This window comes from Alistipes sp. CAG:29 (assembly GCF_000435435.1).
Classification (GTDB): Bacteria; Bacteroidota; Bacteroidia; order Bacteroidales; family Rikenellaceae; genus Alistipes; species Alistipes onderdonkii.
The window spans coordinates 1-12,269 of record NZ_FR893396.1 but is presented as its reverse complement, the minus strand read 5'-3'; the positions used below and the strand labels follow the sequence as shown (position 1 = coordinate 12,269).

Sequence of the window (12,269 nt, the reverse complement as noted above, 5' to 3'; positions counted from 1 at the left end):
GCAAACCGCTCTTCATCGACTTCACGGGTCACGGGTGCGTCAACTGCCGCGAAATGGAAGCCCGCGTATGGGCAGACCCGCAGGTGCTCGACATCCTGCGCAACGACTACGTGATCGTGGCGCTCTATTCCGACGACAAGAAAGTGCTTCCCGAGGACGAATGGGTAACCACCGACACGGGAAAGGTGCTCAAAAGCCTCGGCAAGATAAACTCGTATTACGCCCTGAAAACCTACGGGGTAAATGCCCAGCCTTACTACGTGCTCCAGGGACGGGACGGAAAACAACTCGTGCCGCCGCGCGGGTACGACCTCAACGTCGACAATTTCGTGGGATTCCTCAAGAGCGGCGTCGAAGCCTACAACGCCCAAAAATAGGGGTTACGACAGCAAAAAGAAGCACTGCGACGGCAAAAAAGCCTGCGACTTTCCGGTCGCAGGCTTTTTCACATCCACCGTCCGCACATCAGTCCGCGAACTCGTCGAACATCGTCGTACTCAGGTATTTCTCGGCACGGTCGGGGAAAACCACCACGATATTGCCCCGTTCGATGCGCTGCGCGGTGCGCACGGCCGCCAGCATCGCGGCGCCGCTGCTCATGCCGGCGAAGATCGCCTCCCTGGCAATGATCTCCCGCGCCATGGCGATCGCCTCTTCGCTCTCGACCATCTCCTGCATGTCGATCTGCGAAGGATCGTAAATGTCCGGAACGATAGCCTCCTCCATATTCTTCAATCCCTGGATATAGTGGCCCCGGATCGGTTGCGCGCAGACGACCCTGATGTCGGGCTTCATCACCTTCAGGAACCGCGAAAGCCCCATCAGCGTCCCCGACGTGCCGATCGCACAGACCAGGTAGTCGATCCTGCCGCCTGTCTGCTGCCAGATTTCCAGTGCCGTAGACTGGTAATGCGCCAGGTAATTACCCGCATTGGCAAACTGGTCGGGCATGAAATATTTTTCGGGGTCGCCGGCCACCTTGCTGCGGGCCAGGCGGATCGCCCCGTCGGTTCCCTCCTCGGCGGGCGTAAGGATCACCTTCGCACCATAGGAACGGATTATTTTACGCCGCTCGACCGACACGGCGCTGCTCATCACGATCTCCACGGGATATCCCTTGACGATGCCGACGATGGCCAGGCCGATGCCCGTATTGCCCGACGTCGGTTCGATGATCGTCTTGCCGGGCGTGAGGCGCCCGTCCTGTTCGGCCTCCTCGATCATCCGCAGCGCAATGCGGTCTTTGATGCTGCCCGTGGGGTTGAAACCTTCGAGTTTCGCATAGATATTGACGTTCGGGTTGGGGCAAAGCCGGTTGATCCGCACCATCGGGGTTCCCCCGATAGTACCCAAAATATTCTTTTTTACCATAAATCGACCTAATTAACCGCGTAAAGATAATCATTTCCCCGAAATAGCGGCAATCCGCCCGTCCGATTCCGCCCGAAAGCCGGCCGCCATCAAACGCAGGGGTGCCCGCACAACGAATGTGCAGGCACCCCAATCCTCATCCGGAACGGTTATTTTTCCGGCTTCCCGTGTTCGTCGAAAGCGGCCTTGACCTCGGCCTCCTTCTTTGCGCGCTGCTCGGCATCGGGGGCTTCGCCCTCCTTGACCAGCTCATTCACTTTACGTTCGAAATTCTGCTCGCAGGGCGTGCAGGTCGTTTCTTTGTTTTCCATAGGTACGAATTTTGGCATATTACGTACGTTTCCCTGCAAAATGCACACCGGAATTGCCTCGGTTCGGATCTGCCGATTATATTTGTATACCTGAAACAAAATAATCATGAAAACCTGCAAACTACTCCTGCTCGCACTTTGCTGCGGATGCATCTCCGCATCCGCAGCCGGCAAGGCCGGCTCTGAGGCACCCCGCATCGTCAACATCGTCAACTTCATCCGCAATATCGAACCGCGCAGCGAAGAGATCACCGAAACGGTACTCTACGAAACCGTCGCACGGCAGGCGGCACAGCTCGCCGAATACGGTCTCCCGGCCACGTTCCTGCTGCAATACGACGCGCTGATCAATCCCCGCTACCGGAAACTGCTGACACAGGATGTCTATCCCGGCACCGAGGTGGGCGGCTGGTGGGAGATCACGCAGCCCCACGTGGAAGCCGCAGGGCTCAAGTGGCGCGGCCGCTACCCGTGGGACTGGCATGCCGACGTGGGCTTCGCAACGGGGTACACACCCGAAGAACGCCGCAAACTGGTGGACGTCTACATGGAAAAATTCAAAGAGATATTCGGCAAATACCCGACGGCCATCGGGTCATGGTTCATCGACGCCTATACGCTCGGGTACATGTACGACAAATACGGCATCGTCGCTTCGTGCAACTGCAAAGACCAGATAGGTACCGACGGCTACACGCTGTGGGGCGGCTACTGGAACCAGGCTTATTATCCCAGCCGGGTCAATGCCTACATGCCTGCTCAGACCCGCGAGGGACAGATCCCCGTCCCCGTATTCCGCATGCTGGGCAGCGACCCGATCTACCAGTACGACAACTGCGTGGGCGGAGCCTTGCAGGGGGTGATCTCGCTGGAACCCGTCTACGGCGACAGCGGCGGCAGCCGCCAGTGGGTCGAGTGGTTCTTCCGGTCGATGTTCGAAGAACCCTGCCTCGCATTCGCCTACACCCAGGCCGGGCAGGAAAACTCCTTCACCTGGGGCAGTATAGAGAAGGGGCTCAACATCCAGATCCCGCTGCTGGCAAACCGTTTCCGCAAGGGCGAAATCCGTGTGGAGACGCTCACCCGGTCGGGCGAATGGTTCCGGGAGAATTTCCCGGTAACGCCCCCGACGGCCGTCACGGCACTGACCGACTACCGTGAAAAGGATCGTAAAACCGTATGGTACAACAGCCGTTACTACCGCACCAACCTGCTATGGGAAGGCGGCGCATTGTGCATCCGCGACATCCACATGTTCGATCAGCGGATGGAGTCGGACTACTTCCTCAAAGATAATTACTAATGTATATCAGTGTATTATATACAACTTGGTACAAATATGATTACTTTACTTCGTTTACTCTATATTTCAGCCTTAGCGAGAATAGAAAAGCTACCGCAAAAAAACTTTAACTTAGTTTAACTATACTGTTTTTGACGATTTCTATTTTCTCTTGTTTTCAGATAGTCTTCGATATTTTCTCTTATTATGCTTTTCTTTTCATAAGCTATTGATTTGCAAAACTGTATCTATTTTTTCCTTTCGTTTTTTATGAAAAAGTGTTATACCTTTGCATTGAGAAATAAAAAACAATAGGCATGAAGCAAAAACAATATATACTCCATTCTTTGACAATAGAGGTCATTGCGGTGTTGCTGGCTTCAATGATTGCATTTCAAATATGCAATATGCTTAGCATACGAATGAGTTTGCTTCCGTTCGTTATGGCTGTCGGATATGTGATACTGAAACTTCTATATCATCTTTGCATCTCTATAGCAAGATACATTATAGAAACTCCTTTGTCACATTTGGCATTAGCCGATGAAGTGACAGATAAAAAGACTTCGGCTGTTGCATCCTTACATACCCAAGATTGTGTAGAAGTACAAAAAAGGCGTATGGAATTATTCCATTATGAATACCAGCATGAGCAACAACAATACAAGCAACAAAAAGAAAGAGAAGAAGACGAGAAATTAAATGCTATCCTGAAATATACACGAGACACATTCAAGCGTTTTGATTTGGACGAAACAGAGATTTTCCAAATTTGCGAATCTGTCCGCTATTTTGTGACTAATCGTCAAGTGCTTTCCATGACCGAGATTCATATTAAGAAACATAGTTCGCTCACACAAATCTCTTTAAAGAACTTTGCTTGGAACATCGCTTTCCAATATAATATAGGTGGAGATGTAACTACATCATTTGTGATGGCGACATTTGCCGAATGGTTCACTAACTCCACGTTTGACACCGTAAGAAAGAATCTGCGAACTACAACAGGTCGGCATAAAATTGAAATTGACGAAAATATCCTGTCGAAATACGGTATCTAAGCCATTTTTTCGCTTCCAAATAATAATTATTATCGGAAGTTGCTTATGTTATCAGACTATTTATATAAATTTGCTCTTGAATTAAAACATTTTACCTCATGGCTAATTTGAACAGACTAAAAGTAGTACTTGCAGAACAACAGAAAACAGGAAAATGGCTTGCAGAACAGATTGGTAAATCCAATTGCACTGTAAGTAAATGGTGTAGTAATTCTGTTCAACCAGACCTCAAAACCCTTAATGATATAGCTAATGTTCTTGATATTGACGTGAAAGATTTGATTGTTAGCAGTAATAAATCCTAAAACAATTTATTATCATGGAAGTAAACAAGAAAGAACTCAAAGAACAAGAGATACGTACTTTGTTCATTACCCCTGCACTCCAACAAAAAGGCTGGGCGGTAAGCGTAAATATGCGTGAAGAGTATTATTTCACGGATGGTCGAGTACTTGTTGTTGGCAACCAACATTCAGTAGCAGAAGGGAAAAAGGCTGATTATCTATTATACCATAAAGGTAAGCCCATTGCAGTAGTAGAAGCCAAAGACAATAAACACGCTGTTGGTGGTGGTATTCAACAAGCTATGGATTATGCCCAAATCCTTGACTTGAAATTTGCGTATTCCAGTAATGGAGATGCTTTCTTGGAACATGATTTTATCACAGGGAAAGAAACCGAAATCAAGTTAGAAAATTTCCCGACAGAAGAAGAACTATACAATCGTTATCTTGCATCCAAGAACTATACATCGGATGAACTTAACATAATAGAAACACCGTTTTATTATGATGCCCATAGCCATGAGCCAAGATATTACCAACGTATAGCGGTTGACCGTACAGTGGAAGCCATTGCAAGAGGACAACAGCGTGTACTTGTCGTAATGGCTACCGGTACTGGTAAGACTTTTACTGCTTTCCAGATTATCCATCGTCTCCATAAAAGCGGAGCAAAGAAAAAGATTCTTTATCTTGCAGACCGAAATATCCTCATTGACCAAACAATGGTGCAAGACTTCAAACCTTTCAAGAAGTTTATGACTAAGATAACTTCTGTTGGGGAAGGCGAAGAGAAAATTGACTCCTCATACGAGGTATATATGGCGTTATACCACCAACTGGTTGGAAAAGAGGGCAAGCCAGATCCGTTTTTGGAGGTGCAGCCAAACTTCTTTGATTTGATTATCGTTGACGAGTGCCATCGTGGTAGCGCAAAGGACGATTCTGCATGGCGCAAAGTATTGGAGTATTTCAGCTCGGCTACCCAAATCGGTATGACTGCTACCCCGAAAGCTGATGAAGGAGCAAACAACTTGGATTATTTCGGAGAGCCGGTATATACCTATTCCCTTCTTCAAGGAATCCAAGATGGTTTCTTGGCTCCATATCGGGTTACTGCCGACTTCATCAACGTTGATTTGCAGGGCTGGACTCCCGATGAAGGTGAAATAGATTTATTAGGAAAGGAGATTGAACAGAAATTATATCAAAGACAGAATATAGGTCGTGACCTTGCCATTAAGTTAAGGCGTAAAGTAGTAGCACACAGGATTACCCAAATGTTATACGACATCGGTCGTATGACAAAGACAATCGTGTTCTGTTCAGATATTGAGGAAGCCGCCGAAATGCGAACACTGCTTATCAACATGAATAGCGATTTATGTAAAAAATCTCCTTACTACGTAACACGCATTGTCGGAGAGGACAAAGAGGGGAAGAAGCAGTTAGACAACTTTATCAGTGTTGACGAACCTTATCCGGTAATTGTTACTACCTCCGAACTTCTATCTACAGGAGTGGACTGCAAAACTTGTGGCTTAATCGTCATTGATAAAGAAATTGGCTCTATGACGGAATTTAAGCAAATCATTGGGCGTGGCACACGACTTAGAAAAGACAAAGGCAAGTGGCATCTGGAAATCCTCGACTTCCGCAATGCTACCGCAAAATTCAAAGACCCGTCATTTGACGGCGACCCTGAACCACCCCAAGGCAGTGGAAAAAAGCCGAAGCCATATCCGCCTGTTCCCTCAAATCCTCCAACAGCTCACGAACCTCGTGAAAAGTATCTTATCAATGGAAAGGATATTCGTATTGCTCATGAGATAGTATCTGTTTTGGGAGAGGATGGCAAAACCATGAGAACGGAAAGCGTTCAGTCCTTTGCGAGAAAGCAACTGTTGCGACACTATCAAAGTTTGGATGATTTCGTACAAACGTGGACTGAAGCAGAACGCAAACAGGCGGTTATGGATGAGTTAAAGGAATATGCCATCTTGATAGACGCAGTACGTGAAGCAAATCCAGCATTGAAAGATGCCGATATCTTCGATGTGATATGTCACGTTGCATTTGACCAACCACCATTGACGAGGAAAGAAAGGGCTAACAATGTAAAGAAACGTAACTACTTCGGAAAGTACGAAGGCAAGGCTCGTGAAGTATTGGAGGCTCTTCTTGACAAATATGCGGAGAATGGTATTCTTGACTTTGAAAAGGCAAATATTTTGGAGATTCCTCCATTCAACAGCATAGGGAAACCAACTAAAATCATAAAACTATTTGGTGGCAAAGTCGCTTTTGAACAAGCCATCAGAGAATTGGAATATCAAATATATAAATCAGCTTAAAAATGGCAGTAAATAATATCATAAAGCGAATCCAGAATATCATGCGTCAAGACGCAGGTATCAATGGTGACGCACAAAGAATTGAACAGATGACTTGGATGTTCTTCTTGAAAGTCTATGACACACAAGAAGAAACATGGGAATGGAAAGATGAGAAATACAAGTCCATTATCCCCGAGGATTTGCGTTGGCGTAACTGGGCAATAGATAAAAAAGACGGTGAAGCATTGACGGGAGAAGCCCTACTCTCTTTCGTCAATGAGAAACTGTTTCCTACCTTGAAGAATCTCCCGATAGATGCCAATACCCCAAGAGCTAAAAGCATTGTTCAAGAAACATTTGCAGACTTGAACCAGTATATGAAGAATGGAACGCTTCTGCGCCAAGTGGTCAACATTGTAAACGAAATCGAATTTGACGATGCTGACGACCGTCACACATTCGGAGATATTTATGAGGGAATTTTGAAAGATCTGCAATCGGCAGGAAATGCCGGAGAGTTCTACACACCACGTGCATTGACTGATTTTATTGTGATGATGCTCGACCCGAAATTGGGCGAAACCTTTGGCGACTTCACCAGTGGAACGGGAGGCTTCCTCACCTCGGCACTTAAATATATGGGCAGGAATATTGGCTCTGCGGCAGATGGAGAAAAACTACAAAATGCCGTTGTAGGTCAGGAATGGAAACCGTTGCCCTACCTTTTGAGCATCACAAACCTGCTGCTCCATGATATTGAAGCTCCCAACATAACCAACTGTGATTCGCTTGGAACGAATGTTACTGATTTCAAGGAAAGCGACAAGGTTGATGTTATCGGCATGAATCCTCCGTATGGTGGTAGCACGGAAGACAGCGTAAAAAGCAACTTCCCAGTACAGTACCGTTCAAGTGAAACTGCGGATTTGTTTATCGCCCTTATCATGTATCGCCTCAAAGCTGGTGGACGGTGCGGTGTGATTATCCCTGATGGTTTCTTATTTGGTACAGATGGAGCAAAACTTGCACTTAAAGAAAATCTCCTTCGCAAGTTCAATCTACATACAATCATCCGTTTGCCGGGTTCTATATTCTCTCCATACACATCTATTGCAACCAATATCCTTTTCTTTAATAATGAAGAAGCCGAAGGTTGCGAAGAAGGATTCAAGACCAAAGAAACATGGTTCTATCGTCTTGATATGCCGGAAGGGTACAAACACTTCTCAAAGACCAAACCAATGAAGGTGGAGCATACCCTACCTATTCAGGAATGGTGGAAAGACAGGAAAGAAATTATCAGTGACGAGGTGGGTGAAAAGAGCCGTGTGTTCACTGCCCAACAATTGATAGACTTGGATTGCAATTTTGATCAATGTAAGTTCCCGAAAGAGGAAGAAGAAATACTCCCTCCAGCAGAACTGCTCAAACAATATTTTGAAAAACGTGCTGCGCTCGACCATGAAATAGACAAAACGCTTTCCGAAATTCAAAAGATTCTCGGCATTGACATAAAATCGTGTAACTGATAATTGTGAAGTGATATGAAAGATTTAACCATCTCAAACATAGAAAGACAAAATGTACTTAACAACCGTTTTGCGGTCAGCAAAGTACAGGAGCATCTTGACATTGAAGGAATGCTCTTTGAGGGAGAGTATCGCTTTACAAAAAAAATGGTTGCCGATTTCTACGAAGTAGAAGAACGAACCATAGAACGCTATTTGGAAAAACATTCAGATGAATTAGCAGCTAACGGTTATGTTTTATGTAAAGGTAAACACCTGAAAGAGTTAAAGTTACAATTTGCTCCCGTCATAAATGTCGGGAGCAAAACGACCCAACTTGGATTGTTTAATTTCCGCTCATTCTTGGATATGGGTATGTTGCTTACAGAGAGTGAGAAAGCAAAAAAAGTACGTAGCCTTATCTTGGATTTCGTGATTACCACCATCAATGAAAAGACGGGTGGCGGAACAAAATACATAAACCGCAGGGATGTACATTATCTTCCTGCTGCAATCACAGAAGAAAACTATCGCAAGAATCTCACTTCTGCCATCAATCAATATGTGGACGGACATCCCACATACAAATATCCTCAAATTACAGACTTTATATATAAGGCTGTATTCAAGGAGAATGCTAAGGAGTATCGGGAAGTATTGAAGTTGGATTCCAAAGACAATGTTCGACACACGCTGTATTCAGAGGTTTTATTGGTTATTTCTTCTTTTGAAAACGGTGTGGGGGCAGCTCTCAGTGAACGGTTTAAAGAAAATGGTGGCAGGTTACTTACCATTGACGAGGTAGAGCGCATTGTGAATGAACTTGCCGAACATCCGATGCAGAAACCTTATTTAAATGATGCCAGAACCAAAATGGCTTCAAGGGATTTCAGTTTCCGGGATGCGTATCATGGTAATATAGCAGATTATCTGCAAGCTGTTACTCCTGAAGAGTTTGAACGATTCATCGGTGACCAGTCTATTGATTTTGACCGTATCTTAGCGGACAATAAAGATGTGCTTAAACGCTTAAAGCAGGCAGAAGATGAGTGAGGAAATTGTTTATATAGACTACGATGAAACCTTAACCATCTATGGCAAAATGATTGATGCTAGCGATGGTGGCTTTGAAGGAGTGCGTGATGAAGGTGGCATTCGTGCTACATTGGATTTTGTACAAAATGATTTATACTATCCGACCTTTGCAGAGAAACTGACCTATCTGATGTATAGATTCTGTTCCGGGCATTTCTTCAATGATGGGAATAAACGTATTGCGCTGACTTTGGGAGCTTACTTCTTACACAAGAATAATTACTACTGGCACGCTTGCATCTGTATGCGTACATTGGAATCTATCATTTATCATGTGGCAGCATCGAATATCAACCAAGATTTGCTGCTACGCATCGTCAATAGCTTTTTGACAAGTAAAGATTATGACGAAGAACTGAAAATAGATATTGCCAATGCCATGAGCAAAGGAGAGTTAGGAATACAAGGGGAGGATTACGAAAAAGATTAAATATGAAAACTATAAAAATTATCTTATTACTGTTCTGTATTATTTTAGGAATTAACGCTAAAGCACAAACAGTAGGTTATACTTATAAAGCACTCGCAGCTGAAGGTTGCAATATGAAATACAGTGTGGCTAAGCAAGACACCATTTATTCTATAGTAGCCACAGTACGTTCAGACAGAATGAATTTCCTCACTAAACCAACCATGAAAATTAGAACATTCACAGGTAAATATCTTGAACTAAGAGGAACTGTGATTGGGAATGGAAGTCAATCTGCTGGTGTTATAAGTGGAAATATTGTAATACCAATCACAGAAATTAGTTCTACTGCTCAATTTAGAATTACTCCACAGCAGTTTGAAATTTTGAATGAAGGTGTGGCAAAAATTCGTTTGTCTATGACTCCTATGAATCATGAACGTACTTTCAAAAAAGATAAGATAGGGAAAAAGTTATATCAGTTCTATCTGAATGAAAAACAAAAAGACGAAAACTTCTAAATCAGTTAGAATAAGATGAACGGAAAACAATTAAAAAACAGCATACTCCAGTGGGCGATACAGGGAAAACTTGTACCGCAAGACCCTAATGACGAACCGGCATCGGTACTTCTTGAACGTATCAGAGCTGAAAAAGCCCGACTGGTCAAGGAAAAGAAAATCAAAAAAGACAAAAACGAATCTATCATTTACCGTGGTGACGATAATTCCTATTATGAGAAGTTTCTTGCTACGGGCGAGGTGAAGTGCATTGATGAGGAGATTCCGTTTGAAATTCCAAAGGGGTGGGAATGGGAAAGATGGGGTAATATTGCATTGTCAATCCAATATGGATATAATGCCCCAGCCCTTGAACGAGGTGATATAAAAATGGTTAGAATCAGTGATATTCATGATAATGTAGTTCAATGGGAAAATGTTCCATTTTGCAATATAGAAGCTTATGATATTGATACTTACCTACTCAAAGAAAATGATATTCTTTTTGCAAGAACTGGTGGAACTGTGGGTAAATCATTTTTAGTTCAGTCTGTTCCTGAACCAGCCATATATGCTGGCTACCTCATAAGAACAAGATATTCAAAAGAGTTGTGTCCACAATATCTTAAATCATTTATGGAAAGCCGATTGTATTGGGAACAATTGAAGTCCGGAACAATCGCTACCGCACAACCCAATTGTAATGGAAAAACATTAGGAAGGATGCTTTTACCAATTCCTCCGAAAGCAGAACAGTCTCGTCTTGTGCAAAAATTAGCAAGCTTTACTCCTATATTTCAACGGTATGCTAAAACACAGCAGGATTTGGACAATCTCAATGAAAGTATAGACGACAAACTAAAGAAGTCTATTCTCCAAGAAGCCATACAAGGCAGACTTGTTCCACAAATTACAGAGGAAGGAACTGCGCAAGAATTGCTTGAACAGATAAAGCTGGAGAAACTGCAACTCATTAAAGAAGGTAAGCTAAAGAAATCTGCTTTGGTTGATTCTGTTATCTATAAAGGTGACGATAACAAGTATTATGAGCAGGTAGGTAAAAAGTGCTTAGATATAACAGAACAGATACCTTTTGAAACTCCCAAGAATTGGGTATGGACAAGACTTTCTCATATTGCAAACATTTACACTGGCAACAGTATTAGTGAAACTGAAAAGAAATCAAAATTTACAGATGTTATAGGACGTTATTATATTGGAACTAAGGATGTTGATTTTAATAATCGGATTATTTACGATAATGGCATTGCGATTCCAAAACAATATGAACCTGATTTTAGACTTGCTCCCAATAACTCAATATTGATGTGTATTGAAGGTGGAAGTGCCGGAAGAAAAATTGCAATACTGAATCAAGATGTGTGTTTTGGGAATAAGTTATGTTGTTTCTCACCATTTGTTGGAATCGGGAAATACATGTACTATTATCTACAGTCACCATCGTTCTTTGAACTATTTAACCTAAATAAAACGGGCATTATAGGTGGTGTAAGTATAGCAAAAGTAAAAGAAATATTAATACCATTACCTCCGATTAAAGAACAACAACGCATTGTTGCTCAAATAGAAAAACTATTTGAGCAACTGCGATAGTTCATTTATCCGTTTTGCAATACGCTGCTGTTCTTGATAAGGTGGAATACCAATAGGCAGATTGTAGAATAACTCTTTATTGAGGTGCGGAATAGCCGCACCTCTTTTTGAATTTCTCAAATCCTCTTTATAGAACAGAATGAAAGCCAAAATATATGGTTTCCACATAGTCGAAGAGAGCCATAACTGTTTGAATGTACTCCCCATATACCCATCTTGCGGAACAGTGAAAACTTCACCTGAATTTTCACCATCTACAAGAATGATGTTATCTCCGGCATAGACAAATTTTCCTTTCTCTACAATGGTAGCAGATGATTTACCACGTAGGTATTTTGCATCCAGACAGATGCCCTTTCCGTTTCTTTTTTCACCGTCTATCAGTTGGCATATATCTTTCAAACGTAGCACAGACCAATTGTTAGGATATTCAAAAGGAAGCTCAATCTCAACGGTTTGCGCATTTATCCTCTCATAATACTTGCTATTGCTTTTTCATAC

12 protein-coding genes and 1 pseudogene are annotated in these 12,269 nt (G+C 43.5%); 10 read left to right on the top strand and 3 right to left on the bottom strand.

Features of this window, described 5'->3' with window-relative positions; translation table 11 throughout:
• Nucleotides 1-377: thioredoxin family protein (locus tag QVP03_RS00835; protein ID WP_288210577.1), on the top strand; the 377-nt coding region annotated here is incomplete at its 5' end.
• 88 nt (nucleotides 378-465) lie between these two features.
• On the opposite strand, the gene QVP03_RS00830 is transcribed toward QVP03_RS00835, so the two are convergent.
• Together QVP03_RS00830 and QVP03_RS00825 are read right to left on the bottom strand one after the other, a co-directional pair.
• Nucleotides 466-1,371: a PLP-dependent cysteine synthase family protein gene (locus QVP03_RS00830; RefSeq protein ID WP_237957003.1), complete on the bottom strand. Its 906-nt coding sequence runs from the start codon at nucleotides 1,369-1,371 to the stop codon at nucleotides 466-468.
• A gap of 149 nt (nucleotides 1,372-1,520) precedes the next feature.
• Nucleotides 1,521-1,682: a hypothetical protein gene (locus tag QVP03_RS00825; protein WP_022331793.1), complete on the bottom strand. Its 162-nt coding sequence runs from the start codon at nucleotides 1,680-1,682 to the stop codon at nucleotides 1,521-1,523.
• Between the two features lie 106 nt (nucleotides 1,683-1,788).
• On the opposite strand from QVP03_RS00825, the pseudogene QVP03_RS00820 reads away from it, so the two are divergent.
• The 9 genes and pseudogenes from QVP03_RS00820 to QVP03_RS00780 form a co-directional block, all read left to right on the top strand.
• A pseudogene (locus QVP03_RS00820) lies at nucleotides 1,789-2,973 on the top strand (hypothetical protein); the annotation flags it as partial.
• Between the two features lie 308 nt (nucleotides 2,974-3,281).
• Nucleotides 3,282-4,025, top strand: coding sequence for a hypothetical protein (locus QVP03_RS00815; protein ID WP_022331791.1), 744 nt, complete (start codon nucleotides 3,282-3,284; stop codon nucleotides 4,023-4,025).
• A 98-nt stretch (nucleotides 4,026-4,123) separates the two neighbouring features.
• Nucleotides 4,124-4,330 (top strand): helix-turn-helix domain-containing protein, encoded by a 207-nt coding sequence (locus tag QVP03_RS00810; protein ID WP_007563585.1) that lies wholly within the window; start codon nucleotides 4,124-4,126, stop codon nucleotides 4,328-4,330.
• 14 nt (nucleotides 4,331-4,344) lie between these two features.
• Nucleotides 4,345-6,660, top strand: a complete 2,316-nt coding sequence (gene hsdR / locus QVP03_RS00805) for an EcoAI/FtnUII family type I restriction enzme subunit R (protein WP_022331790.1) — start codon at nucleotides 4,345-4,347, stop codon at nucleotides 6,658-6,660.
• A gap of 2 nt (nucleotides 6,661-6,662) precedes the next feature.
• A complete protein-coding gene (locus tag QVP03_RS00800; protein ID WP_009038143.1) occupies nucleotides 6,663-8,171 on the top strand; it encodes a class I SAM-dependent DNA methyltransferase in 1,509 nt (502 codons plus the stop codon).
• 15 nt (nucleotides 8,172-8,186) lie between these two features.
• A complete protein-coding gene (locus tag QVP03_RS00795; protein ID WP_007563582.1) occupies nucleotides 8,187-9,203 on the top strand; it encodes a hypothetical protein in 1,017 nt (338 codons plus the stop codon).
• On the top strand, nucleotides 9,196-9,675 hold the full coding sequence (locus QVP03_RS00790; protein ID WP_007563581.1) for a type II toxin-antitoxin system death-on-curing family toxin: 480 nt from the start codon (nucleotides 9,196-9,198) through the stop codon (nucleotides 9,673-9,675). Before QVP03_RS00795 ends, QVP03_RS00790 begins: the two co-directional genes overlap by 8 nt.
• Before the next feature lie 2 nt (nucleotides 9,676-9,677).
• Entirely contained in the window at nucleotides 9,678-10,175 is a 498-nt protein-coding gene (locus QVP03_RS00785; protein ID WP_007563580.1) for a hypothetical protein, read from the top strand.
• Nucleotides 10,176-10,190: 15 nt separating this feature from the next.
• Nucleotides 10,191-11,768: a restriction endonuclease subunit S gene (locus QVP03_RS00780; RefSeq protein ID WP_022331788.1), complete on the top strand. Its 1,578-nt coding sequence runs from the start codon at nucleotides 10,191-10,193 to the stop codon at nucleotides 11,766-11,768.
• Here QVP03_RS00780 and QVP03_RS00775 read toward each other — a convergent pair.
• Nucleotides 11,748-12,170 (bottom strand): restriction endonuclease subunit S, encoded by a 423-nt coding sequence (locus QVP03_RS00775; RefSeq protein ID WP_310591119.1) that lies wholly within the window; start codon nucleotides 12,168-12,170, stop codon nucleotides 11,748-11,750. The two genes, QVP03_RS00780 and QVP03_RS00775, sit on opposite strands and share 21 nt — an antisense overlap.
• Nucleotides 12,171-12,269 lie beyond the last annotated feature (99 nt).

Bases quoted from the DNA above. Each gene is read 5' to 3' on its own strand.
- QVP03_RS00830 (WP_237957003.1), bottom strand. From the start codon at position 1,371: ATGGTAAAAAAGAATATTTTGGGTACTATCGGGGGAACCCCGATGGTG.
- QVP03_RS00825 (WP_022331793.1), bottom strand. From the start codon at position 1,682: ATGGAAAACAAAGAAACGACCTGCACGCCCTGCGAGCAGAATTTCGAA.
- QVP03_RS00815 (WP_022331791.1), top strand. From the start codon at position 3,282: ATGAAGCAAAAACAATATATACTCCATTCTTTGACAATAGAGGTCATT.
- QVP03_RS00810 (WP_007563585.1), top strand. From the start codon at position 4,124: ATGGCTAATTTGAACAGACTAAAAGTAGTACTTGCAGAACAACAGAAA.
- hsdR (WP_022331790.1), top strand. From the start codon at position 4,345: ATGGAAGTAAACAAGAAAGAACTCAAAGAACAAGAGATACGTACTTTG.
- QVP03_RS00800 (WP_009038143.1), top strand. From the start codon at position 6,663: ATGGCAGTAAATAATATCATAAAGCGAATCCAGAATATCATGCGTCAA.
- QVP03_RS00795 (WP_007563582.1), top strand. From the start codon at position 8,187: ATGAAAGATTTAACCATCTCAAACATAGAAAGACAAAATGTACTTAAC.
- QVP03_RS00790 (WP_007563581.1), top strand. From the start codon at position 9,196: ATGAGTGAGGAAATTGTTTATATAGACTACGATGAAACCTTAACCATC.
- QVP03_RS00785 (WP_007563580.1), top strand. From the start codon at position 9,678: ATGAAAACTATAAAAATTATCTTATTACTGTTCTGTATTATTTTAGGA.
- QVP03_RS00780 (WP_022331788.1), top strand. From the start codon at position 10,191: ATGAACGGAAAACAATTAAAAAACAGCATACTCCAGTGGGCGATACAG.